General features: G+C 61.1%; 20 protein-coding genes. 11 read left to right on the plus strand and 9 right to left on the minus strand.

Features of this window, described 5'->3' with window-relative positions; genetic code table 11:
• The first annotated feature begins 40 nt into the window (after positions 1 to 40).
• Genes J3T93_RS00690 through yicI form a run of 3 tightly spaced genes read left to right on the plus strand, consistent with a single transcriptional unit; the run spans position 41 to position 4,293 of the window.
• Positions 41 to 1,009 (plus strand): carbohydrate ABC transporter permease, encoded by a 969-nt coding sequence (locus J3T93_RS00690; RefSeq protein ID WP_024626773.1) that lies wholly within the window; start codon positions 41 to 43, stop codon positions 1,007 to 1,009.
• A 4-nt stretch (positions 1,010 to 1,013) separates the two neighbouring features.
• Positions 1,014 to 1,871 carry a carbohydrate ABC transporter permease gene (locus J3T93_RS00695; protein WP_267399409.1) on the plus strand — a complete coding sequence of 286 codons (858 nt, stop codon included), beginning with the start codon at positions 1,014 to 1,016 and terminating at the stop codon, positions 1,869 to 1,871.
• Position 1,872: 1 nt separating this feature from the next.
• A complete protein-coding gene (yicI, locus tag J3T93_RS00700) occupies positions 1,873 to 4,293 on the plus strand; it encodes an alpha-xylosidase (RefSeq protein WP_267430147.1) in 2,421 nt (806 codons plus the stop codon).
• A 432-nt stretch (positions 4,294 to 4,725) separates the two neighbouring features.
• On the opposite strand, the gene J3T93_RS00705 is transcribed toward yicI, so the two are convergent.
• Positions 4,726 to 5,610 carry a hypothetical protein gene (locus J3T93_RS00705; RefSeq protein WP_267430148.1) on the minus strand — a complete coding sequence of 295 codons (885 nt, stop codon included), beginning with the start codon at positions 5,608 to 5,610 and terminating at the stop codon, positions 4,726 to 4,728.
• 71 nt (positions 5,611 to 5,681) lie between these two features.
• On the opposite strand from J3T93_RS00705, the gene nusA reads away from it, so the two are divergent.
• The 5 genes from nusA (at position 5,682) to ribF (ending at position 12,618) form a co-directional block, all read left to right on the plus strand.
• Positions 5,682 to 6,740, plus strand: a complete 1,059-nt coding sequence (gene nusA, locus J3T93_RS00710; protein WP_267430149.1) for a transcription termination factor NusA — start codon at positions 5,682 to 5,684, stop codon at positions 6,738 to 6,740.
• A 183-nt stretch (positions 6,741 to 6,923) separates the two neighbouring features.
• Positions 6,924 to 9,692 (plus strand): translation initiation factor IF-2, encoded by a 2,769-nt coding sequence (gene infB / locus J3T93_RS00715; RefSeq protein ID WP_267430150.1) that lies wholly within the window; start codon positions 6,924 to 6,926, stop codon positions 9,690 to 9,692.
• A 128-nt stretch (positions 9,693 to 9,820) separates the two neighbouring features.
• On the plus strand, positions 9,821 to 10,324 hold the full coding sequence (rbfA, locus tag J3T93_RS00720) for a 30S ribosome-binding factor RbfA (RefSeq protein ID WP_267430151.1): 504 nt from the start codon (positions 9,821 to 9,823) through the stop codon (positions 10,322 to 10,324).
• The gene (truB, locus tag J3T93_RS00725) at positions 10,308 to 11,366 is read left to right on the plus strand and encodes a tRNA pseudouridine(55) synthase TruB (protein WP_267430152.1); all 1,059 of its coding nucleotides are present in this window, start codon (positions 10,308 to 10,310) and stop codon (positions 11,364 to 11,366) included. The genes rbfA and truB overlap by 17 nt, the downstream gene beginning before the upstream one ends.
• A gap of 118 nt (positions 11,367 to 11,484) precedes the next feature.
• Complete coding sequence (ribF, locus tag J3T93_RS00730) at positions 11,485 to 12,618, plus strand: bifunctional riboflavin kinase/FMN adenylyltransferase (protein WP_267430153.1); 1,134 nt, start codon at positions 11,485 to 11,487, stop codon at positions 12,616 to 12,618.
• Between the two features lie 21 nt (positions 12,619 to 12,639).
• On the opposite strand, the gene J3T93_RS00735 is transcribed toward ribF, so the two are convergent.
• The 4 genes from J3T93_RS00735 to radA all read right to left on the minus strand — a co-directional run bounded on the left by J3T93_RS00735 (position 12,640) and on the right by radA (position 16,682).
• On the minus strand, positions 12,640 to 13,407 hold the full coding sequence (locus tag J3T93_RS00735; protein ID WP_267430154.1) for an amino acid ABC transporter ATP-binding protein: 768 nt from the start codon (positions 13,405 to 13,407) through the stop codon (positions 12,640 to 12,642).
• Positions 13,404 to 14,261, minus strand: coding sequence for an amino acid ABC transporter permease (locus J3T93_RS00740; RefSeq protein ID WP_024626763.1), 858 nt, complete (start codon positions 14,259 to 14,261; stop codon positions 13,404 to 13,406). The genes J3T93_RS00735 and J3T93_RS00740 overlap by 4 nt, the downstream gene beginning before the upstream one ends.
• Before the next feature lie 25 nt (positions 14,262 to 14,286).
• A complete protein-coding gene (locus J3T93_RS00745) occupies positions 14,287 to 15,150 on the minus strand; it encodes an ABC transporter substrate-binding protein (protein WP_267430155.1) in 864 nt (287 codons plus the stop codon).
• Between the two features lie 122 nt (positions 15,151 to 15,272).
• The gene (gene radA / locus J3T93_RS00750) at positions 15,273 to 16,682 is read right to left on the minus strand and encodes a DNA repair protein RadA (RefSeq protein ID WP_267430156.1); all 1,410 of its coding nucleotides are present in this window, start codon (positions 16,680 to 16,682) and stop codon (positions 15,273 to 15,275) included.
• A 90-nt stretch (positions 16,683 to 16,772) separates the two neighbouring features.
• Here radA and J3T93_RS00755 point away from each other — a divergent pair, with 90 nt between their 5' ends.
• On the plus strand, positions 16,773 to 17,426 hold the full coding sequence (locus tag J3T93_RS00755; protein WP_267430157.1) for a hypothetical protein: 654 nt from the start codon (positions 16,773 to 16,775) through the stop codon (positions 17,424 to 17,426).
• Between the two features lie 67 nt (positions 17,427 to 17,493).
• The gene (locus J3T93_RS00760; protein ID WP_004268639.1) at positions 17,494 to 17,583 is read left to right on the plus strand and encodes a 30S ribosomal protein bS22; all 90 of its coding nucleotides are present in this window, start codon (positions 17,494 to 17,496) and stop codon (positions 17,581 to 17,583) included.
• A 133-nt stretch (positions 17,584 to 17,716) separates the two neighbouring features.
• Here the strand turns inward: J3T93_RS00760 and rpiA are convergent, their stop codons facing one another.
• The 4 genes from rpiA to J3T93_RS00780 form a co-directional block, all read right to left on the minus strand.
• Complete coding sequence (gene rpiA / locus J3T93_RS00765) at positions 17,717 to 18,415, minus strand: ribose-5-phosphate isomerase RpiA (protein WP_267430158.1); 699 nt, start codon at positions 18,413 to 18,415, stop codon at positions 17,717 to 17,719.
• Between the two features lie 106 nt (positions 18,416 to 18,521).
• On the minus strand, positions 18,522 to 19,541 hold the full coding sequence (locus J3T93_RS00770) for a ribonuclease H family protein (protein ID WP_267430159.1): 1,020 nt from the start codon (positions 19,539 to 19,541) through the stop codon (positions 18,522 to 18,524).
• 82 nt (positions 19,542 to 19,623) lie between these two features.
• Positions 19,624 to 21,297, minus strand: coding sequence for a phosphoglucomutase (alpha-D-glucose-1,6-bisphosphate-dependent) (gene pgm, locus J3T93_RS00775; RefSeq protein ID WP_267430160.1), 1,674 nt, complete (start codon positions 21,295 to 21,297; stop codon positions 19,624 to 19,626).
• A 62-nt stretch (positions 21,298 to 21,359) separates the two neighbouring features.
• Entirely contained in the window at positions 21,360 to 22,454 is a 1,095-nt protein-coding gene (locus J3T93_RS00780) for a diacylglycerol/lipid kinase family protein (protein ID WP_267430161.1), read from the minus strand.
• A 220-nt stretch (positions 22,455 to 22,674) separates the two neighbouring features.
• On the opposite strand from J3T93_RS00780, the gene J3T93_RS00785 reads away from it, so the two are divergent.
• Entirely contained in the window at positions 22,675 to 23,352 is a 678-nt protein-coding gene (locus J3T93_RS00785) for a serine dehydratase beta chain (RefSeq protein ID WP_267399420.1), read from the plus strand.
• Positions 23,353 to 23,360: the final 8 nt, after the last annotated feature.

The following is a 23,360-nucleotide window of genomic DNA, read 5'->3' on the forward strand; positions in this document are numbered from 1 at the left end:
GCCCTGATAGACACATTTTCAGGCTGAGGAGAAACGAACAATGGGATCTCGAAGTGCAAATCCTGCACCGGTCGCTGCCAAGACCGATGAGGAACGCGGGATGTCCAGGATACCGGGCAATCCCTCAAATCGATTCTGGTGGTATCTGATACCGGGGTTGTTGGTTCTTTTATGGATCATCATCGTGCCGGCAATCTGGAACATTTATTTAAGCTTTACCAACTACCGTGGGATACGGCCTCCGCGGTGGATCGGGATTGACAACTGGTCGCGGCTGATCAGGGATGCTACATTCTGGGCTTCTTTCCGCAACTCCATCTGGATGATCGTGGCCATGGTCGTCATCCCCATTCTGATCGGCCTGATTCTGGCCTCGCTGGTCTTCGATGTGGTTCAAAAACGGTTCGGAGCCAAGACCGCTTCAACCATGCGCGCTGTTTACTACTTCCCTCAGCTCCTGCCTATCTCGGTGGCGGCTCTGGTCATGGGTTGGATCTTCCGACCCGAAAACGGCGCTCTCAATGCCATACTCAAAGGGCTGGGGCTGGGACGTTTTCAGCATAACTGGCTGGGATCGCCCGATACCGCCTTGATATTCCTGATGATCATCATGATTTGGATCCAGCTGGGTTATCCCCTGGTCATATTCATGTCCGGTCTGCAGCGTGTCGATCCTGAGCTCTATGAAGCGGCGAGTCTGGACGGGGCCAATTGGTGGCAGAGGTTCAAAGTCATTACCCTGCCGGCAATCAAGCCGGAAATCTTCGTTGTAGCCCTGACCTGCACCATCGCAGCCTTGAAGGTTTTCGCTCCGGTGTACATGCTGACCAAGGGAGGGCCGGGCGACAGCACTATCGTGCCCTCATACTATTCGTACACGCAGTTCTTCCAATCTCAACAGGTCGGCTATGGCGCCGCCATATCCACGGCTCTGACCATCGTGATCATCGTGATCTCTGTCGTTTTCACCAACGTCCAGCAGCGGGTCGAGCAAGAGGACGAGGAGTAACATCATGACAGCTGTAAGCAAGATTCCCAAGGCACGGAAGAATCGGACGACAGGAGATTGGATGATTCTGGCCTTGCTGATCGTCGGCGGACTGATCATGCTCTTTCCGTTTTTTGTTCTTCTGCTGAACGCCTTCAAAACCACGGCGGACTACAACGCCTCAGGTCCTCTTTCCTGGCCGCACGAATTCAGCGCTGTTGGACTGGTGAAATTCTGGACCAGAGTTCGATTCCCGCAGAAAGTCTGGAACAGCGTATGGATTTGTGCACTGGTGTCATTCCTGGCTGTCGGGCTGTCGGTGCTCAACTCCTTCGCTCTGGGCATCGGCCGCGTCAAGGGCAGGCGCTGGATCGTCCTGCTGATTATGCTGGCTAACATGATGCCGCAGGAAGCTCTGCTCTATCCGCTCTATATCATGTTCAAGGCCATGGGCCTATACAACTCACAATGGTCGATCGTCATCATATTCACGGTTATCCAGAGCGCGTTCGGCACCTATCTTCTGTCCAGCGTCTACGGAACCTTCCCCAAGGCCATCTTGGAAGCTGCCACAATCGACGGGGCCAGCCGGTGGAGGATTCTCAAAGACATTGTCTTCCCCATCTCCAAGCCCACGCTGAGTGTCATGCTGGTCTTCTTCTTCATCTGGACCTGGAATGAGTACATGATTCCCATGGCCTTCCTGATTGATAATTCCAAGCAGACGGTGCCCATTGCCATCGCGTCGCTGACCGGAGACAGGCTGATGGATGTGACCACCACGGCTGCGGCCTCGCTGATCAGCATCGTACCTACGCTGATCTTCTATCTGATCTTCCAAAGAACCCTTTCCAAGGGCATTACTACAGGAGCTGTGAAATAACATGAAGTTCACCAATGGTTATTGGCTGACCCGGCCCGGTGTCGAGGCTCTCTACGCACGTTCTCCCTATGAACTGTCGGTAGGACCTGATGGGAGGAGCATCGATGTCCTGGCTACGACCAGGGTCGTGACCGGCAGGGCCGACACTCTGAACCTGCCGACCTTCCGGATCCATGCCACCTCGCCGGCTGAAGGGATTATCCGGGTGCAGGCAACCCATTGGAAGGGGACCGGGACCTGTCCGGGCTTCCCTGTGCACGAGCAGGATCCTGATTCCGGATTCGTCAAGGCTACCGCTCAAGGCGCTGGCGACGGCGAGGTCGGAGAGGATGGGGCTTCGGTGACTCTGACCTCGGGCAACCTGAGCCTGACCATGACCAAGGGTCCTGTTTTCGACATGGCCTTTGCCTGCGAGGGCAAGGAACTCACCCATGCCAGGGGCAAGTCTTTGGCAAGGTTCGCTCTGGCTCCCGATGCCGCCGTTAGTACACAACCGGTGGGTGAGTTCGGCGTCGCGCCCACGGCCAGGGCCTATGATGAGTCTCCGGTCTTCACTGCCATGCAACTTGGGCTGACAGTCGGGGAGAGGGTCTACGGCTTCGGCGAAAGATTCGGCCCTTATCTAAAGAATGGGCAGAGCATAGACATCTGGAACGAAGATGGCGGCACAGCCAGCGAGCAAGGGTATAAGGACATTCCCTTCTATATGACCAGCAAGGGCTACGGTGTACTGGTCAACAACCGCGGGCATGTCTCCTTCGAAGTGGCCACAGAAAACACGGAGACCGTGCAGTTCAGTGTGCCTGGCGAAGTTCTGGACTTCTATCTGATCGCCGGTCCGAACCCTGAACGAATCCTGGAGCGATACACGGCCTTGGTGGGTCGTCCGGCCAAGGTCCCCGCCTGGTCATATGGGCTCTGGCTGACCACATCCTTCACCACGAAATATGACGAGGAGACCGTGACATCCATGATTGATGGCATGGCTCAACGGCATATTCCCCTGAGCGTCTTTCACTACGACTGCTATTGGATGAGGGAATTCCACTGGACAGACTTCCAATGGGATCGGCGCTTCTTCCCTGACATAGAGGGGACCCTGGGGCGCCTCCACCGGGAGAAGGGGCTGCACGTTTGCGCCTGGATCAATCCATATATCGGGCAGGAAAGTGTCCTCTTTGACCAGGCTGCAGACAAGGGCTACTTGGTTCGCAGGCCCAATGGAGACATATGGCAGACCGATCTTTGGCAGGCTGGCATGGGGTTGGTGGATTTCACCAACCCAGACGCATGCAAGTGGTTCAAGGAGAACGTCAAGCATCTTCTCAAGCAGGGCGTAGATGCCATCAAGACCGATTTCGGCGAGCGTATCCCTGCCGATGTGGTCTGGTTCGACGGTTCGGATCCCGCGAGCATGCATAACTGGTATACGCAACTGTACAATCAGACCGTCTTCAAGGCCATCGAAGAGGTTTACGGAAAAGGGCAGGCTTGCCTGTATGCCCGGTCGGCCACGGTGGGAGGCCAGCAGCAACCTGTCCACTGGGGCGGTGACTGCGAATCCACCTTCAACGGCATGGCGCAGACCCTGCGGGCTGGCCTGTCGTTGGTAAGTTCCGGTTTTGGTTTCTGGAGCCACGATATCGGCGGTTTCGAGGGAGCAAGACCCGACCCTGCCGTTTACAAACGCTGGATAGCGTTCGGTCTGCTCTCCTCTCACTCCAGGCTGCATGGCTCCACTGTCTACCGGGTCCCCTGGCTCTTCGATGAGGAGGATCAGCGCAGGGGAGTGGCCAATCCTCCGGAGCAGACCGCAGTGAGCGTGCTGCGAAAGTTCACCAGGTTGAAGATATCCATGATGCCCTACCTCTACCAGGTCGGACTTGGCGCACACGAGCGCGGGGTCCCGGTCATGCGTTCCATGTTCATGGAGTTCCCTGACGACAGGACGGCACTGGATTGCGACCGCCAGTATATGCTCGGGCCCTCGCTTTTGGTGGCGCCGGTCTTTTCCTACACGGGTGACGTGGAATACTACCTGCCCAAGGGGGTATGGACGGATTGGTTCACTGGCCGGCAGGTGGACTGCCGACAGTCTGGCCAGTGGATGCATGAAAAGCATGGCTTCGACACGGTTCCGCTCTGGGTGCGTGATGGCACTGTTTTGGTCACTCGCCCGGGACAGGACTCAACAGAATATGCCTATGGAACCGATTCTACGGTCTCAGTCTTCCTGGCTCACGACGGAAGAGCCAGTGCCACGGTAACCGAGGAAGAAGGAAGCAGCCTTGTCTTCCAGGCGGAACGCTCAGGAAACGCAGTAACCATCACTTCCTCAGACGGGCGAGAATTCACCGGTTGCCTAGGGATGGGCGAGGGCAAGGCTTCCCGGAACGGGCGTCTGGTTCTGTCAGCAGATTGAACAAGTAGGGCTGCATCCGTATAGAAGGCTGTCGGTTTGCCGGCCGGGCCGGATGTTCGCGTAATACCACAGGCAGCCTGACACGGCTCTGAGCTTCGAGCTGAGCAAATGAAAAAGACCGCCCAATGCAGAAGGCGATGCGATGGCCAGCACCGGGTCGCCTCCTGCATTGCACGGATTCATACCCCCCGCGTTCCTATGGAATGCTCCTGTGGAACACGTTCTATAGTATCACTGTCTTAACCTTTAACGCCACCCGCAAAGTTTCGTGAAATCTACGGTGAGTGATGGTTAATCTATTGTGCTTGGTGATTGATCTTCATGTTTGATCAGGTCTTGAGCACGCATTGGCAGGGCTTGTTCGTATATGCGGACGAGGAAACCTGAGGGTGCGATCAGAGCGGCCTGCGGGCGGCTGATCCGTCTTGGAAGTCAGCGCCTTGGTGTCTGCAGCAAGGCTGACGATGTGGCTGGGTAGCCGAGGTCCATGGCCATTGACAGGTGGGCTACGATTACGTCAACCAGGGCCGATGTGGCCTCCTGGCGGCTTGTCGCGTTCTGGCTGGCATTAGTCCGTATCGTGCCTGAGGAGCCGTTCAGTTTTCTCCCTACGGTCAGAAGAGTCCGGGCTGTATCCATCTCGATCAGGGCAGGGGTGGGGGCCTGTATTCCGTTGACGGGGTCGGTGCATTCATCGGGGTGGGCCAGCAGATCGGTGGTGGGATAGACGCCCTGCCGGGGATCGTGCTTGGCATTACCGACCAGAATTTGCGCCGCAGCGGTGTGTGCATCGGCTAGGGTCAGCATCCATGCGGCATCCGTCTTGCGGGCCGCGAGGACCGAGAGCTCGAAGCCGGAACGGTCTTCGCCGGTGATGGCCTGATCGGCCAATTCGGCGGGCAGCGCCTTGGCCAGCGGATCCAGCCGCTGCACAGCTTGGGCCAGTCTGAGCGTATTCTTTTGGCGGTCGGCCTGTTCGCCGTCCTGGGAGGCCGTCAAAGCCTGGGCTGCGTGTACCGTGGCTTCGTCCAGGCGCGCGGGACAATCGCGGGCCGCCTGAACCCAGGCCTGGGCTCGGCTGTCTGCCTGATCTTTTTGAAGCCGTTCCGACTGCCGGGCTTGCGTCCACGCCTGCTCGCAGGCTGTGGGGCGGAGATTGTCGGGGTCGTGCTGGCTGACATGAACCGCTGAGGGTGCGCATCCTGCGATGGTGACGGCCAGCAGCAGTACACCGATACCGGCTCTTATCCGTCGTGCCAGGATTGCTGGCCGACGACTCGCCCACCCGAGGTATTCAGGAACCGGCTGTGTCTGCATGAAAGGTTAGAATAGTAGGCATTGCAGACTAAAAGAAGCACAGTCTGAATAACTTCATAGGAGGTCTTGACATGGAACTGGACCTGGCTGAAATTCATCAGCTGGCACACGAACAAGGGATTGATGCCGAGACCTTGGATCAAGCACTGAGCGAGGCCCTTCTTCTGGCCTACCAGAAGTCGCCTCACGCAGCCAAGCACGCACGGGTGGAGCTGGACGACCGTGCAGGGACTTTTACCATTTGGGCACAGGACGAGATCGCTCGAGAGTCCACCCCAGAAGAGCCTGAACCGGGATATGATCTGGGCGAGGAATACGACGACACGCCGAAGGACTTCGATCGACTGGCGGCCTCGACGGCCCGCCAGGTCATCCGTCAGCTCTTCCGTCAGGCTGATGACGAGCGTGTTTTCGGAGCTTTCTCGGGCCAGAAGGGCCATCTGATCACCGGAGTCGTACAGCAGGATGCCAGCGATCCCGGCAATGCGCATGTGGCTGTGGACAATGTCGAAGCCATTTTGCCCCGCCGCGAGCAGGTGCCTGGAGAGCATTATCGGCACGGCCAGCGGATCCGCGTTTACGTGGTCAATGTCTCCCGTGGGCTCAAGGGGCCGGAAATCATCGTGTCGCGTTCCCACCCGGAGCTGGTTCGCCGTCTCTTTGAGCGTGAGGTGCCTGAGCTGGTCTCCGGCGCAGTCTCCATCATGGCCATTGCTCGCGAGGCCGGGGCCAGAACCAAGATTGCGGTCCGTGCCAACACCAAGGGGGTCAATCCCAAAGGTGCACTGATCGGTCCAGCTGGCGCTCGCGTCCGTGCCGTCATGGAGAATCTGGGACCCGAGAAGATCGACATTGTGGACTGGTCCAAGGATCCTGCTGAGTTCGTGGCGGCGGCCCTGTCCCCGGCCGTGGTCCGCCAGGTGCAGATCGTCAGCGAGTCCAACCGCACGGCCATTGCCTTTATCAAGGACGCCCAGCTCTCCCTGGCCATCGGCAAAGAGGGCCAGAACGCCCGTCTGGCCGCCAAGCTGACGGGCTGGAAGATCGGCATCGAGTCCGAGGAGGCCCACCAGCAAAAATTGCGGGAGCTGCAGGCGCAATCGGCTTCGGCTGCTGGTGAAGACGCCTGAGAGCAAACATCCGACGACGCGAGTATGCTGGATCCGGTATCCCGAGTCCGGTGGTTCATGCCGTCGGCCCCGGCACAGAGACGAGGTAACACGATCATGGTCGCACGATGAGACAGGATATGTTCGCCGTCATCAAAGAGTGATCGCGCCGGTCATATGCGCGGTCCGGTAAGGAGAAAGTAAGTGCCCAAAGCACGCGTGTATGAGCTGGCCAAGGAATTTGGCGTAGACAGCAAGACTGTTCTGGCGAAATTGAAGGACATGGGCGAGTTCGTCAAGTCCGCATCCTCCACTGTCGAGGCCCCCGTGGTTCGTCGACTCAAGAACGCTTTCCCTCAGAAGGGACAGGGCGACGCCGGCCAGGCCGCTGCACGAAATGCACGCCCCGGCAGCCCTAATCATGGAAGCGGCCAGGGTCAGCATGGCCGCTCGCAGTCCGGCAGCACTCAGAAATCTATGCCAGCGCCAAAGCCCGGACAGGGCCATCGGCCTTCGGCAGGTGGCGACGCCCCTCGGGGTCAGCAGCGTCCCGGTGGCCACTTCCCCAAGCCCGGTGCCCCCCAGGGCAACCGCAATGAGCATGAGCAGCGCAATCAGTCCCGTGGGCCCAAGCCTTCAGCCATGGGCAGGCCCGGCCCCCAGGGGTCGCGCAACAATGGCCGCCCCGGCGGATCCAACGCTGCAGCCGCGCGTCATGGCGCACGGCCGGGAGCATCCACGCCTCGTCCAGGCAACAATCCTTTCAGCCGCAAGCAGGGGATGAAGGCCCCCATGCCTTCAGACATCCCCAGGCCGCATCCCATGGCCAGGCCCACCGTCAACGATTCCCGCAGGGGCCGGGGCGGATTCCGCAACGGTCGCGGCGGCCGTTCCGGGCAGGGCGCCCGTCCAGGACAGTGGGGCCATAGCCGCCCCGGCCAGCAGACGCATCAGGGCGGCGGCCGTTTCGGCGGCGCTTCGTCGGCACCCTCAGGCGGCTTCCGTGGCGGTTCAGGCCGTGGCGGTCGCGGCCGCGGCGGCGCTGCTGGAGCCTTCGGTCGCCAGGGAGGCAAGTCCTCCAAGGCACGCAAGAATCGGATGGCCAAGAGGCATGAATTCCAGGAGATGAAGGCACCCGTCATCGGCGGCGTGCGCATCCCCGCAGGCAACGGGCGGACTGTCCAGCTGCGTCAGGGCGCCACCCTGGCCGACCTGGCCGACAAGATCAACGTCAATCCCGCCGCCCTAGTTACGGTGCTCTTCCACTTGGGCGAGATGGCGACGGCCACCCAGTCCCTGGATGAGGCCACCTTCCAAATCCTGGGCGACGAGATCGGATGGAAGATCCGCATCGTCTCAGCCGAGGAGGAGGACAAGGAGCTTCTTCAGCAGTTCGACATCAACCTGGACGAAGAACGTGAGGGCCAGGATGATGCCAACCTGCAGCCCAGGCCTCCGGTGGTTACGGTCATGGGCCACGTCGACCACGGCAAGACCCGGTTGCTGGACACCATCCGCAAGACCAACACGACCACCCAGGAGGCTGGCGGCATTACCCAGCGCATCGGGGCCTACCAGGCCACGGTCACCCTGGACGGGGAGGATCGCAAGATCACCTTCCTCGATACCCCTGGCCACGAGGCCTTTACGGCCATGCGTGCCCGTGGTGCCGAGCTGACCGATGTGGCTGTCTTGGTGGTGGCTGCGGATGACGGTGTCATGCCGCAGACCGTGGAGGCCATCAACCACGCGCAGGCAGCTCATGTACCCATCGTGGTGGCTGTCAACAAGATCGATGTCGAGGGAGCCAATCCCCAGAAGGTACGCGGTCAGCTGACCGAATTTGGCCTGGTATCCGAAGAGTACGGCGGCGACACCATGTTCGTCGACATCTCCGCCAAGCTGGGCACCAACGTGGACAAGCTCCTGGAGGCCGTCCTACTGACTGCCGATGCCGATCTTGACCTTCGGGCCAACCCCGACATGGATGCCCGCGGCGCTACTGTCGAGGCCCGCTTGGACAAGGGCCGCGGGGCTGTGGCCACTGTGCTGGTCCAGCAGGGGACCCTGCATGTGGGCGATGCCATCGTGGCTGGATCGGCCTATGGCCGTGTGCGCGCCATGCTGGATGAGAACGGTCGGCAGATGGATGCTGCAGGCCCATCCACACCCGTACAGGTGCTGGGGCTTACCTCGGTGCCCACCGCTGGCGACCTCTTCCTGGTTGCGCCCGACGATCGCACCGCTCGACAGATCGCCGAGAAGCGCGAGGCTTCGGCCCGTGCCGCTCAACTGGCCAAGCGCCGCAAGGTGGTCTCTCTGGAGAGCCTGAAGGAGCAGTTCGCCAAGTCCGAGGTGGACATGCTCAACATCGTCATCAAGGGCGACTCCTCCGGTTCGGTCGAGGCCTTGGAGGACTCCCTCATGAAGATCGAAGTCTCCGACGAGGTCGGGATTCAGGTCATCCACCGGGGCGTAGGCGCCATCACCCAGAACGACGTCAACCTGGCCACGGTCGACAAGGCCGTTATCATCGGCTTCAACGTCCGGCCAAACAGGCAGGTCCAAGATCTGGCCGACCGCGAGGGCGTGGAGATCAAGTACTACTCGGTCATCTACAACGCCATCGAGGACATCGAGGCTGCGCTCAAGGGCATGCTCAAGCCGGAGTACGAGGAGGTCACCACCTCCCACTCCGAGATCCGCGAGATTTTCCGCTCCTCCAAGTTCGGCAACATCGCGGGCGTCATGGTTCAGGACGGCACCGTCAGGCGGGGTACCAAGGCTCGCATCGCCCGCAACGGGGTGGTCACCATCAACGACCTGGAGATATCCTCCCTGCGCCGGTTCAAGGACGATGTCAACGAGGTGTCCGAAGGCTACGAGGCTGGCATCAACCTGGGCTCCTTCAACGACATCGAGGTGGGCGACATCATCGAGACCTACGAGATGCAGGAAGTGGAACGCAAGTAGAGCCTGTCGACCATCCGGCCACATGTCGGAAGGTCCATGGCGATCCGCCCCGGTCCGGGTACTCCCTGGCCGGGGCGGATGTCCATGAATACGACTTTGGTCATAGACGGTTCGAGAAAGGAATCACGATGGCTGGAAATCCCCGCGCTGTACGCATAGCAGCCCTGATACAACGGGTTGTGGCCTCCGCGCTGGAGTCCCAGATGCACGACAAGCGCCTGGCAGGGGTCACCGTCACTGAGGTCCGGGTCACCAACGATCTGCAGATAGCCAAGGTCTATTGGACTCAGCTGGGCCGGTCCGGACACGAGGCCGGGGAACGCAAGCGTGCCCAGCAGGCCCTGAGGCAGGCCTCCGGCAGGCTGCGCACCCTAGTCGGCGCTCGGGCCGGTCTCCGGCTGACGCCTGCCTTGCGCTTCATCTACGATGAGGTGCCTGCCGAGGCTACCGAGATCGAGGATGTGCTGACCGCGGCCCGTCACCGGGACGAGGCCATGGCCAAGGCGCGAGTCAATGCCAGATATGCCGGCGACCCCGACCCATATAGGCATGACGACGAAGAAGAGACCGATAAGTCAGGCTTCGTCCCTGACGAACCTGTGGCAGAGGATGCGGATGAATCCGACCGCTGAGTCGTCGGGCGTGGTGGATTCCGGCCATGATGAACCGACCTCGGGCATCATCCTTGCCGACAAGCCGAGTGGTGTGACCAGCCATGATGTGGTGGCTGCCGTCCGCTCTGGCCTCGGAATGCGTCGCGTGGGCCATGCCGGGACCTTGGATCCTATGGCCACTGGCCTGCTGGTCATAGGGTTCGGCCAGGCTACGCGGTTGCTGACGGTCATCGTCGGCCATGACAAAACCTACCGGGCCACCATGCGCCTGGGACTGGGCACCACCACGGACGATGCGGACGGGGATTCGCTGCCGGTGCGTCCTGGAGCAGCGCAGAAGGTGGACGAGCTGACAGCCCAGGGTCTGCAGGATTTGATTGATCATTGCTTCACCGGCTGGATCGACCAGGTGCCTGATGCCTTCTCCGCCATCAAGGTCGAGGGCAGACGGGCCTATGACCTGGCTCGCGCAGGCCAGGAGGTCAAGCTGGAACCCCGCCGCATTCGGATCGTATCCTTCCGTCTGCTTGACTTTCGCCGTGTGGATCTGCCCGACCAGGGCACCAGAGTGGTCGATGCGGATGTGGAGGTGACCTGCTCCAGTGGCACCTACATCCGAGCCCTGGCTCGCGATCTGGGCGAGCGACTGGATCTGGGCGGCCACCTGACTGCCTTAAGAAGGATTCGTGTGGGTCCATTCGATCTGGAGGATTCCGACCTGACATCCAGGGTACTGGGCGGTCACGTGGCCCCTCACACCTACCGGAACCGGCAAGGTCAGACGGTTGTCCGCAGTCGTATGGTTCTGGACCGTGACCGGCAGGCGATCTTGGATGGTTCGTTGGGTTTGGCACAGGCGGCACGTATGAGCATGCCCGTCCTGAGCCTGGATGCCGATCAGGCCGCCAGAGTGGCCAATGGTGGATTCTTGGATCTGCCTGTCGCTGGGCCCACGGCCGGCCTGGCCGGACCTGAGGGCAGGCAGCGCCTGGCTGCCATCCTAGCGCCCAGTTCACGAGGCGGGGCCAAGCCGGATGTGGTCTTCCACCCCGAGGCCTGAGTGTGCAGGCTCGGATTCAGTCCAAGGGCCTTGTCAGGGTGCGACTGTGGGAATACAGTGCTTAAGGAATTATCGGTGCCCGGGTTCGGGGCCGCCATGACTAAGTGATGGGATGCGGATGAAGGTCAGCCAGGTCAGCCCGGATGAGTCGGGCATTGTCAGGTGGCCGGGAACCTTGGGGGCCCGGTCCAGCGTGGTCACTATCGGTGTCTTTGATGGCATGCATCGGGGTCATCAGGCCCTCCTGCGCCGGGTGGCAGAGCTCGCTGCCAAGGACCAGGACCAGCCTATGGCCCTGGTCTTCGACCCCAGTCCCAAACTGGTCCACAGCTATGCTGACAGCCATGACATGGCTGAACCATCTCTGGACCTGATTCACCATGACCCTGATCAGATCATGCCGCTAGATGAGCGCTTGCGGCTGATGGCCCAGCTGGGGATGGGACAGGTTGTGGTGGTGCGATACACGCTGGCCTTTGCCGCCAAATCCTATCGGTTCTTCCTCAAGCAGCTTACCGAACAGCTGGCCATGCGGACCTTGGTCCTGGGCCGCGATGCGCAGATGGGCGCAGGGCGAATCGGCGATATCAAAGCCATCGGCGACCTGGCGGACACAGGACTGTTCAACCTGGAAGTCGTGGACGACCAGGGTCCAGGCGACTGCACCCTGCCTGACGCTGACGGTCTGGAGCGATGTCGGGCAAGAGCCTGGAGCAGCTCCCACCTTCGGCAGTTGATCCTTGACGGCGATGTGGATGCGGCCCTGGATATTCTGGGACGGCCGCACATGGTCCAAGGCACAGTGGTCCATGGGGAGCAGCGGGGTCGTCGCTTGGGCTTCCCGACTGCCAACCTTGCTCCCGACAGCCAGGGGATGATGCCCGCAGATGGAGTCTATGCAGGCTGGCTGGTCGACCTGGGTCTGCCTACGGATCCCATGGCGATCTCGGAGTGCCGGGAGGGTCGGCTGGCTCAGGGCTCGCCTTGGCGGATGCCCGCCGCCATCTCCATCGGCACCAAGGAGACCTTCCTGGCCCCAGGCGAGCAGATGCCGAGAATCCTGGAGGCCAATGCCGTCCGGCCGGATTGGGTGGACCTGTACGGTCACCGGGTACGAGTGGAGTTCCTCAGCCGTCTGCGCGGTCAGAGACGGTATGCGGGCGAGGAGCCGCTCAAACGACAGCTGGTCTTGGACGCCGATCGCACCCTGGAGCTGACCAAGGCTTCAGGAAAGGTGTTTTCCGCCAATTGAAAGCTGAAGGTACTCGGGAACTCACAGCCCTCGGAAGTGGCTGAAGAACTCCCTGGTGCGCGGATTCTCCGACTTGTCCATGACCTCTTGCGGCGTTCCATTCTCAGCGATGACACCGTCCAGCAGCAGAACCACTCGGTTGGCTGCGTGATGGGCGAAACTCATTTCGTGGGTGGCCATGAGAATGGTGGTGCCGCCGGCGGTCAGCTCCGAGACCATGGCCAGGACCTCGCCCACCAGCATGGGGTCCAAGGCTGAGGTGATCTCATCCAGCAGGAGCAGTTCCGGGTCGGTCATCAGGGCTCGGACGATGGCCACCCGCTGCTGCTGGCCGCCGGAGAGCTGGTCGGGGTATGCTCCGGCCTTCTTCCTCATGCCGATCCGGTCCAGCAGTTCCAGGGCCCGCTCCCTGGCCTGGTCCTTGGCCATGCCGTGGACCTTGACGGCTCCCAGAGTCACATTTTTCAGGACGTTCATGTGGGGGAAGAGGTTGAATTGCTGGAAGACCACGCCGATTCTGGCCCGGCAGGCATCCTGGTTGATTCTGGGATCGGTGATGTCGGTGCCGCCCAGCCAGATCCTGCCGTCGTTGACAGTCTCCAGCAGGTTGATGCACTTCATCAGGGTGGATTTGCCTGACCCCGAGGGGCCCAGCAGGGCTACGGTCTCATGAGGCATGATGGTCATGGAGATACCGCGCAGAACCTTGTTGCCCCCAGGGTAGGTCTTGCGCACATCCTCCAAACGGAGTACCGGCTGGTTCTGATCGGGGCCTGCCTGTTCGCTCATACCATGCCTCCGCTCTGTTCGCGCTTGCGCAGTCGGTTGGAATACCAGTCGTTGAGAAGAATGAAGGGAACCGAGGTGGCGATGAAGAGCACCGAGGCCACCACGTATGGAGTGAAGTTGTAGGAAGTGGCCACGATGATCTGGGCCGCCCTGACTGCGTCAACGGCTCCCAGAACCGAAATTAGCCCCACGTCCTTCTGCATGGAGATGAAGTCGTTCATCAGTGCCGGAGCCACCTTGCGCAGGGCCTGGGGGATGACGACCAGACGCATGGTCTGTCCCGAAGTCAGGCCCAGTGAGCGGGCCGACGCCCTCTGGGAGGGGCCGACGTCCTGGAAGCCGGCCCTGAGCACCTCGGCGATGTAGGCCGAATAGGAGAGGATGATCGCCACAGTGCCCAGCAGGGCTGCCGGAATCCGGTTGAAGATAGCCAGTCCGGGGATGCCGAAGCCGATCAGGTAGAGGACCACGATCATGGGGATGCCCCTCATGATCGTGGTGTAGACCTGGGCCAGCACCCGCAGGGGAAAGAGCAGCGGGTTCCGGCTGGTGCGGATCATGGCCAGCAGGGTGCCCAGTAGGGCCACGCCGATGACTGCGAAGAAGAGAACCTCAAGATTGAGCCAGAGCCCCTGGAGGACCTTGGGGAAGGCTTTCGCGAAGTAGGCACCGGAGAAAAACGACTGCTTGACTCGGGGCCAACCGGGTGAGGCGTGCAGCCCTAGGGCAATCAGCAGGGCCAGTACAAGTGTGCTGGCGATGCTGATTGCCACGGAGCGCAGATTCTGTCGACGGCCATAGCGTTCCCGTTCCCGTTGGATATCGCTGACTGCGTCCTGTGCCGAGGGAGCCATGAACGACAAGGTTTCCTTTCTTCTCTCAGCCCAGGGTGGGCAGGGAGGTGTAGACGTGCAGCCACTGCTTCTGCAGCTTGTCCAGGGTTCCATCCTTCTTCAGGGTGGTGACAGCCTTGGAAGCGGCCGGGGTCAGCTTGGAGCCCTTGGGCAGGACTATGCCCATGCCCTCCGGGTCCTGCGATCCTTTGATCTGCCCGAGGATCTTGGCATCCTTGACCTGCTTGGAATCGACCATGGTCACGGCTGAGGGGGTGTCTACGACCAGCGCGTCGATCTGGTTGGCATCCAAGGCCTGGGACGAGGCCACGTCGTCATTGAAGGTGTCGATGTCAGGCTTGACCAGCTTGTGGGCCATCTCGTAGGAGGTGGAGCCGACCATGGCCCCTATCTTGGCGTCCTTGATCTGGGCAAGGGAGGTGGCGGAAGCGTATGAGGAGTCCTTTCTGACCACCAGCGACTGGGTGGAGTTGTAGTAGCTGGGAGTGAAGTCCACAGCCTGTCGACGTTCCGGGGTGATGGAGAACTGCTGGATGTTCAGGTCGTAGTCCTTGCTTCCCGGGGCGATGGCGGCATCGAAGGTGGTCCTGGTCCAGGTGACGTGCGCCTTGTCGAATCCCATTTTCTCTGCTACTGCATAGGCAACGGCTGCCTCGTAGCCCTTGCCGGATTCAGGCTTGTTGTCTTGCACGTAGGGGGCGTAGGCCGGGTCTCCAGTGGCAATGGTCAGGGTGCCGGGTTTGATGGTCTGCTGGGTGATGTCCTGCTTGGCCGCTGACTGCTCGCTGCTGCTCGATGAGGAGCCGCAGGCCGCGCCGGCCATGAGCGTGACCGTCGTGAGTGCAGCCGCCGTCAGTCTGCGTACGGTTTTCCTGGTGAAGTTGGTCATGCTGATCTGCTCCTCGCGAGATGGTGGGTGTCGGTCTTCCAGCGACTCCATCCTAGTCCGGCAGGTTAACGAGTCGGCAGGTGAGCGCCATAGGGTGCGATAGGGCCCAGCGGCCATCGGGCTCAGACCAGTCCCAGTGCATCCAGAGCCTCGGCCAGATAGGTGACCTCGACCACTTTCAGTCCCTTGATGGGCTTTCGGGCTACTGAATGCCGGTCGGGCGGGACCAGTGCCTGGGTGAATCCCAGCCGAGCGGCCTCCTGCAGCCGGTGATTGAGTTGAGGCACTGGCCTGACCTGCCCGGTCAGCGATATCTCGCCCATGGCACAGGTCGTGCGCTGGATGGGTCGGGACTTGGCTGCACTGGCCAGGGCGGCCACGATGGCCAGATCACATCCGGGTTCCTTGGCCAGCCCGCCGGCGATGGTGGACACATACAGGTCCCGTGTCAGCAGGTTGACGCGACCGTGGCGGTAGAGCACCGCAGCTAGCATGGCCAGACGGTTGGCGTCGATCCCGTTGGTGTTGCGCCTGGGCGTGGGCAGGACAGACGAAGTAACCAAGGCCTGGATCTCGATGGGCAGGCTGCGGTGGCCGTCCAAGGTGAAGGTCACACAGGTGCCCTCAACCTCTTGCCCGGTCGTGGACAGGAAGAGCCCAGTGGGATCGCTGACCTCCTCAATGCCCTGCTCGCCCATGTCGAAGCAGCCAACCTCGTCGGTGGGGCCGAAACGGTTCTTGACGGCTCTCAATAGGCGTAACGCGGTCTGGGAATCGCCCTCGAACTGGCAGACCACATCGACTAGATGCTCCAGGGTCCGCGGCCCGGCGATGGAGCCGTCCTTGGTCACGTGGCCAACCAGGAGGATGGGGATGTCGTGCGATTTGGCCATGTCGATCAGGCTGATGGCCACCTCGCGTACCTGGGTGGAGCCCCCGGAGATGCCGTCAACCTGGCTGGAGACGATGGTCTGGGCGGAGTCCACAATGGCCAGTGTCGGCTTCTCGCGCTCGATCAGCCCAAGCACCGTGGCAAGGTCGGTCGTCGAAGCCAGCAATAGTGGGTCCTTGAGCGCTCCCACCCGACTGGCCCGCATCCGCACCTGGGCCTGGGACTCCTCGCCTGACAGATAGAGCACCTTGCCTTTTCCGCCTCCCCGGTCGGCCACGCGGCCGGCGGTCTCCAGCAGGAGGGTGGACTTGCCTATGCCCGGCTCGCCGGCCAAGAGGATGACTGACCCGGGCACGATGCCTCCGCCCAGGACCCGGTCGAATTCCTCGAATCCTGTGGGAATGCGCTTTACCAGGTCCGTGCCTACCCGGGTGATGGGCCGGGCCAGGCCGTTCTTCGGGGGCGCAGGTGCCGTATGGCTGCCGCCGGAGGTGGACAGACCCCCGCCCGCACCTACGAGACGGGCTTCATGGAATTCCTCGATCGTTCCCCACTGGCCGCATTCCGGGCAGCGTCCGAACCATTTGCCGCCGGTCCATCCGCACTCCGTGCACACATATTGCGTCGTCGTCTTGGCCATACCTGCACGCTATCGGGATTCAGGGACGATGAGCTGGGCTTTTACGGCATCTTCGCAGTGCCGACACCCTGCCCATGAGAGAATGGAGACATGGCTGACAATCCTTCTGAATCCGTGTCCTCTTCCTCTGACTCCTCAGCGCATGCCAGGCAGCGCCGTCGACGGATCGGTCTGGTCATCGCCCTTGCAGCGGTGGTCGTCCTAGTGCTTCTATCGGCCTTCGTCTGGCCTCACTGGGCGGTGCGCAGCCAAGAGTCCGTCGCCCAGGACTCGGCTTCCGCTTCCTCTCAACCCCCGCAAGCCAGCAGCCCCAAGGCCACGGCAGCGCCCCTTCCTGATTCGGCTTCCGAGTTGCTCAAGGCCATGCCTGATACGGTGGGCGAGTTCGCCCGCGTCAAAGCGGATTCTGACAGCGAATGGAGCACCCGTACGCCTATCGAGGAGTACAACCTGGTCTACTCCACCGGCAGGTCGGGCGGGGATGTGAGCCTCCACCTGGCTCAGTGGTCCAGGAGCGAAGATGCCAAGGCGCTCTATGACAGCCAGTCCACGGGCATGTCCGGCAAGGAGCTGGCCTCGGGCAATGTTCGCAGCGGCGGCACGGTCACCGGATCCTACCTGGAGAAGGCGGATGGCAGCGACGAGCACAAGGCATTGGTCATCTGGCAGAATGATACGGTGGTCTTCCGCGCTCAGGGCCAGCGGGCTGCACTGGAGGCTTTCTACAAGGCCTTTCCGCTCTAGTCGTCCCGTAAGCGGTGTAGAATAAGCAAGTTGGACACTTCCAGGTAACTAAGGATCGGAGGCTCGGATGGGTTCTGTCATCAAGAAGCGCCGCAAGCGGATGAGCAAGAAGAAGCACCGCAAACTGCTGCGCAAGACTCGTCACCAGCGCAAGTAGCTTTATGACTTTGGCCCTCAGGGCCGACGAAGCCCCCCGCATCGAATGGACGCAGGGGGCTTCATGCATATCATCGCCGGTCATCGTGGCCAGCCGGATACTTCCAGCCAGGATGCGGGATGATAGCTGATGCTCACTTGTTGGCGTTGGTCATGACCCGGGGCCCGTTGGGATCGCCCACGATGACCGTGTCGACCATGTTGAGGAAGAGGCCGTGTTCCACGACTCCCACGGTGTTGATCAGGTCCTGGGCCAGATCCTGTGGGTGATCAATCCGCTCCAGATGCAGATCAATGATGTGGTTGTGCTCGTCTGTCAGAACCGGCTGCCCTTGGCCGTCCATCCGCAGGACAGGGTTATAGCCGCGTTCCTTAAAGCGATCCAGGACGTGGCGCTCGCCGAAGGGGATGACCTCCACGGGCAGGGGGAAGCGGCCGATGGTGTCGACCACCTTGGACTCGTCCACGATCCAGACGATCCTTCGAGAGTTGACGGCCACGATTTTCTCCCAGAGCAGGGCTGCGCCGCCGCCCTTGATGCCGTTGAAGTCCCTGTCGACCTCGTCGGCCCCGTCGATGGTGACATCGATGTGATCCACCTGGTCGATGTCGACGATGCGGATTCCATAGCCTTCAGCCTGTTCCTTGGTCCGCCGGGAGGTGGTCACGCCGGTGAACTCCAAACCCTCTTCCTTGACGCGCCGTCCCAGTTCATCCACGAAGAACCGAACCGTGGATCCGGTGCCCAGCCCGGCGGTCATGCCGTTCTCGACCAGCTTGGCTGCTTCGATGCCGGCGGCCTTCTTCAGTCTGTCCTGCTCGGTCTTGTCCATACACGCTCCTTCATGCCCGCATGCGCTTAACAGCTGATGTCTGCGGGTCTTGTTGGTTCAGGTTCACTCCAGTTTAGACGATGGCCCCTGACGGTCCAGAAGCCGCTTAATCCTCCACTTCGATGGCATGCAGGCGGAAAGGCGCCTCCTGGATGGTCACGAAGCCGTCAGGGTCAATGTCCGCATCTATATCGATGCTGCCGACGATATGCAGGTCCTGTCCCGTGAACATGCTGCTGCCGGAAGGAGGCGGCGTGATGCGGATGCGACCGCTGGCTCTCAGCCCCCGGGCCCCGGAGTCCTTGGTCTCCTGGTCAACTGCATCGGCGTCCGAGGTGCCCTTGAAAGCCGGCCCGAGTTCGTCTTCCTGACTATCGGTTAAGTCGGGGTCGGGCATGCCATTGATGGCCTCGGGCTTCGCATCATCGTCTGCATCAGCTGTTGCTTCTACAGATTCGGCCTGCTCGGGATCCACAGCCTGGGACTCGACGGCGGTTTCGGCTAGATCTTTCTGCTCTTCCTGGTCCAGGCGAACCTTCTTGCGGCCCAGCTCGTCCAGAACTCGGGGTCCTGCGTCCAGCTCCTCCTTGACTGCGGGCGGTACCTGCGTGCCTTTGGCATAGGGGGAGGCCAGCAGCGAACGCCAGCCTTCGATAGGAAGACAGCCTTCCCGGTCGCCCTTGCCTGCAGCTGTGGCGTAGCCGCGGGCCAGGGTGTCCACTTTTTCGTTGAATGTGTTGCCGGCGTGTCCCTTGACCCAGACAAACCTGACCGATCCCGCCCGTGCCTGGATCGCCTGGTCGATGGCTTCAATAAGCGGGCGGTTCTTGACCGGCTTGCCCTGGGAGTTCTTCCACCCTTTCTTCCTCCACCCGGGCACCCAGGTGGAGGAGCAGTTGATGGCGTATTGGGAGTCGGTTTCGATGACCAGCGGGCGCTCGCCTGGGTGAGCGCGCAGGGCCTGCAGCACGGCGCACAGTTCGCCAATCTGATTGGTGCCGTTGCTGGCGCCGCCTGCATCTGCGTCGCCGCCCTGGTGATCGGCCCAAGCCCAACCCATGGGGCCATTGGGATTGCTCAGTGCACTGCCGTCGGTGGAGACGACCAGATTCTTGTCATTGGTCATAGTTTCAGTTTAAACAGGAAAATAGAGAACCCCCGCCCCAGCGATGACTGTCGCGGAGGAGGGCAGGGGTCTTGTCTGAAGCTCAGCCCAGAGCTTTGGTGACCACCTGGTCGGCATCGTCCAGAACCTGATCCAGGGTCTCAGGGGAAACGAAGGATTCGGCGTAGACCTTGTAGATGTTCTCGGTGCCGGAGGGGCGGGCGGCGAACCAGTTGTTCTCGGTGGTTACCTTGATGCCTCCGATTTTGGCCCCATTGCCCGGGGCCTCGGTCAGCTTGGCAGTGATGGGCTCGCCCGCCAGGGTGGAAGCCGTCACATTGTCGCCGTTCAACTGAGCGAACTTTTGCTTCTGCTCCAACGTGGCAGGGGTGTCCACTCGCTTGTACCAGCTTTGGCCGAAGCGTTCCACCTGCTCCTGGTGGAGCTGAGCCGGATTCTTTCCGGTCTTGGCTGTGATTTCGGCAGCCAGGAGGTCAGGGATCAGCCCGTCCTTGTCCGTTGTCCAGACACGGCCGTCCCGGCGCAGGAAGCTCATCCCGGAGCTCTCCTCGCCGCCGAAGGCCACCTCGCCCTTGAAGAGGGGGTTGACAAACCACTTGAAGCCTACAGGCACCTCGATCAGCCTGGCGCCGATGGAGGCAGCCACGCGGTCGATCAGGGAGGAGGAGACCAGGGTCTTGCCGATGCCGGCGCCTTGGGGCCATCCGGGTCGGTTGCCCGAGAAGAGGTATTCCGCGCAGACGGCAATGTAGTGGTTGGGGTTCATAACGCCGGTTCCTGGACAGACGATGCCATGCCGATCGGCATCCGGATCGGTGCCGCCCACCAGGTCGTAGGAGTCCCAGGCCCCGGCGTTGAGGCGATCAACCAGACCCTTCATGGCATAGGGTGAGCTGGGATCCATGCGGATTTTCCCATCGTGGTCAATGGTCATGAACCGCCAGGTCGGATCCACCTCTGGGTTGACGATGCCGATGTTCAGGCCGTACTTTTCATTGATCAGCGGCCAGTAGTTGACCGAGGCGCCGCCCAGCGGATCGATGCCCAGACGCACCCCGGAAGATCTGAGCAGATCAAAGTCGATGACATTGCCCAGGTCAGCCACGTAGTGTTCCCGGTAGTCGAAGCGCTCCACGAGGTCGGATTTAATGGCATCCTCAAAGGGAATCCGCTTGACCCGCTTGTAGTCGCCCAGAAGCTCATTGGCCCGTTGCGCTATGGCGTTGGTGGTTTCGGCCGGAGCCGGACCGCCTGTGGGCGGGTCATACTTGAATCCGCCGTCAGTGGGTGGGTTATGAGAGGGGGTGACCACGATGCCGTCAGCCAAATCCTTGCCGGAGAAGCGTTGGGTGCCGTCGGCCGCCCGGTTGTGCGTCAGGATGGCCTGGGAGACGGTGGGTGTGGGCGTGTAGTCATCATTGGCGTCAATGCGCACCCGTACCCCGTTTGCTGTCAGGACCTCGATGGCCGTCTTCCAGGCGGGCAGGGAGAGGGCGTGGGTGTCGCGGCCCAGGTAGAGCGGTCCGGTGGCCCCGTCCTTGGCTCGCTGTTCGGCTATGGCCTGGCTGATGGCCACGATGTGGGCCTCGTTGAAGGAGGTCGTCAGGGCGGAGCCACGATGCCCGGAAGTGCCGAATGACACGCGCTGGGAGGGGACGGAAGGGTCGGGGATGAGATCGTAGTATCTGCCAATCAGATCGTCGACGTTGATAAGATCTTCTGGGCTGGCAGGCCTGCCCGCATTCTGTGCTGTCATGGCTCCCATCATGCCACCCCGGCATGAGAAAGCGGACAGATGTGCAACAGGTTCTTTCGGTCTCAGTCGGACTGGGGCACGCGCACGTTCAGGGCCCGGTGCTCCACGCTGAGCGCAATATGGCGGGTCTCGCCCAGAATGTCGCCGTCCACTTGGGCAAGGGCGGGCTTCTCCAAGCGGATATCCGCCTTGGTTCCTTGCAGCTGGACGATGGTGGAGTTGGTGGATAGGGGGCTCTGGCTGGCTTTGCGGGTGATGGTCTGGTGCATCACATCTCCAAAGAGGTTGGCCCAGCCGATCAGGCCAGCTGAGGTGTCGATGATCTCGAAGTCCAGGATACCGTCCTCGTAGGAGGCGGCGGGCATGAGGGAGAATCCTGGAATCTCCCCGCAATTGCCGGCCATGAAAGTGCGGAAGGTCACTGAGGTGTTGGTCTGTGTGACCTGGTCAGGCCGGGTGATGGCGATGTCGGCCGTGTACTTGGGTGCGAACAGATGCTTGGCGCCGCTGATGAAATAAGCTAGCCAACTGACCGTCTTCTTCAGATTAGGATCGGTGTCGTCAATCATCAGAGCGTCGAAGCCGATGCCGGCGATGATCAGGAAGGCATGACCACGGCCCTGCTCTTTATTGTCTCCATCAAGCAAGGCCATGCGGCCCACGTCGACCTGGGTGGACCCGTGCGAGGTGGCCACGGCCAGGGCGGCGTCCAGATCGCCTACGGGAATGCCCATGTTCCTTGCGAAGAGATTCCCTGTCCCGATAGGGATGATGCCCATGACATGATCGCTGGATGCCATGGCGCTGGCTACGGTACGTACAGTCCCGTCCCCGCCCACGGCAACGACTACATTGACTCCACGCTCCAGTGCTATGCGGGCACAGGCTTTCCCATCTCGATCCAGTTGGGTTTCGATGAAGCTGAATTCGCGGATGCCCTTGTCCCGGCAGTATTGCTGGATGCGCTCGCGGGCGGCGACGGCCTGGGGTTTGGAGGGATTGATGACGAAAGCATAGCTGAGTTGGTCGTCGTCCCGGGCCAGTATCTGCATGGCGAACTTATGCCGTCTTTGGGCGCGGACGATCAGCACCACTGCGGTGACTACAATAGCCGCCACCGCCAGGATGCCGAAAATGACGACCGCTGGAATTGGCATGACTCCATTGTGCGCGCGGTGCCGACCCGATGTCCTCGGGTGTGTCCGACGTGAACGAACCCTCTACAGCAATCACGCTGACGGTATGAGCCGATTGAATTATGAAAAACGCAAAGTTATGATTGCACACGGTCCATGTGGTCCCCTCGGTCTGGAGTTGCAACGGCTTCGTGCGCTGGAAGTCCGGGAAAGCCAGGGGGTATGGGGAGAGGAGGCAGGCATGGATAAGTACAAGAGCGTTTTTGACATTATAGGCCCCATCATGATTGGACCTTCCAGCTCGCATACAGCAGGGGCAGTGGCAATTGGCCGGGTTGGACACATCCTTGCTGGGGGTGTTCCAAGCCGTGCCGATATTCATTATTATGATTCTTTCGCTCGCACGCACAGCGGTCACGGTACCGACTATGCCATTATCAGTGGTCTGCTGGGTTTTGCCCCGGATGACCCTCGGGTGCCTGATGCCATTGGCATCGCCCGCAGGCAGGGTATGGATATGACCTTCCACGAGGAGGACGAGCACAGTCCCATCGACCACCCGAACACCGCCGTTCTGGACTTGCGGGGCCCAGCCGGTCGGATAATCTACTCAGCTTGTTCCATCGGGGGTGGGACCATTGAAGTGCAGCGTATCAACTTGGACGGCTGCCTGATCACTACTCCTGGGCTTCTGCCCATCCTGCTAGTGGAACTGGATGAATCCGAAAAGGGCGCCGGTCGGCGATTGGAGCGCATACGTGATCTGCTTCGGGAAGAGGGCGTGACCAAGCAGACCAGGTATGAGCCCGAGGGTCCGGCCGGCATGGCGGTTTACGAGTTCGATTTGGACAATCCGCTGTCCGCGCAGCAGCAGAAGCAGATCGCGGGTCACTCGTCCAGGATGATTTATATCGACTAGGAGGCATG

It is taken from the genome of Bifidobacterium sp. B4111 (genome assembly GCF_026537235.1).
In the GTDB taxonomy this organism is placed as follows: domain Bacteria; phylum Actinomycetota; class Actinomycetes; order Actinomycetales; family Bifidobacteriaceae; genus Bombiscardovia.

Excerpts from the sequence above, each read along its gene's own strand:
- J3T93_RS00690 (WP_024626773.1), top strand. The coding sequence starts at position 41 with ATGGGATCTCGAAGTGCAAATCCTGCACCGGTCGCTGCCAAGACCGAT.
- J3T93_RS00695 (WP_267399409.1), top strand. The coding sequence starts at position 1,014 with ATGACAGCTGTAAGCAAGATTCCCAAGGCACGGAAGAATCGGACGACA.
- yicI (WP_267430147.1), top strand. The coding sequence starts at position 1,873 with ATGAAGTTCACCAATGGTTATTGGCTGACCCGGCCCGGTGTCGAGGCT.
- J3T93_RS00705 (WP_267430148.1), bottom strand. The coding sequence starts at position 5,610 with ATGCAGACACAGCCGGTTCCTGAATACCTCGGGTGGGCGAGTCGTCGG.
- nusA (WP_267430149.1), top strand. The coding sequence starts at position 5,682 with ATGGAACTGGACCTGGCTGAAATTCATCAGCTGGCACACGAACAAGGG.
- rbfA (WP_267430151.1), top strand. The coding sequence starts at position 9,821 with ATGGCTGGAAATCCCCGCGCTGTACGCATAGCAGCCCTGATACAACGG.
- truB (WP_267430152.1), top strand. The coding sequence starts at position 10,308 with ATGAATCCGACCGCTGAGTCGTCGGGCGTGGTGGATTCCGGCCATGAT.
- ribF (WP_267430153.1), top strand. The coding sequence starts at position 11,485 with ATGAAGGTCAGCCAGGTCAGCCCGGATGAGTCGGGCATTGTCAGGTGG.
- J3T93_RS00735 (WP_267430154.1), bottom strand. The coding sequence starts at position 13,407 with ATGAGCGAACAGGCAGGCCCCGATCAGAACCAGCCGGTACTCCGTTTG.
- J3T93_RS00740 (WP_024626763.1), bottom strand. The coding sequence starts at position 14,261 with ATGGCTCCCTCGGCACAGGACGCAGTCAGCGATATCCAACGGGAACGG.
- J3T93_RS00745 (WP_267430155.1), bottom strand. The coding sequence starts at position 15,150 with ATGACCAACTTCACCAGGAAAACCGTACGCAGACTGACGGCGGCTGCA.
- radA (WP_267430156.1), bottom strand. The coding sequence starts at position 16,682 with ATGGCCAAGACGACGACGCAATATGTGTGCACGGAGTGCGGATGGACC.
- J3T93_RS00755 (WP_267430157.1), top strand. The coding sequence starts at position 16,773 with ATGGCTGACAATCCTTCTGAATCCGTGTCCTCTTCCTCTGACTCCTCA.
- J3T93_RS00760 (WP_004268639.1), top strand. The coding sequence starts at position 17,494 with ATGGGTTCTGTCATCAAGAAGCGCCGCAAGCGGATGAGCAAGAAGAAG.
- rpiA (WP_267430158.1), bottom strand. The coding sequence starts at position 18,415 with ATGGACAAGACCGAGCAGGACAGACTGAAGAAGGCCGCCGGCATCGAA.
- J3T93_RS00770 (WP_267430159.1), bottom strand. The coding sequence starts at position 19,541 with ATGACCAATGACAAGAATCTGGTCGTCTCCACCGACGGCAGTGCACTG.
- pgm (WP_267430160.1), bottom strand. The coding sequence starts at position 21,297 with ATGACAGCACAGAATGCGGGCAGGCCTGCCAGCCCAGAAGATCTTATC.
- J3T93_RS00780 (WP_267430161.1), bottom strand. The coding sequence starts at position 22,454 with ATGCCAATTCCAGCGGTCGTCATTTTCGGCATCCTGGCGGTGGCGGCT.
- J3T93_RS00785 (WP_267399420.1), top strand. The coding sequence starts at position 22,675 with ATGGATAAGTACAAGAGCGTTTTTGACATTATAGGCCCCATCATGATT.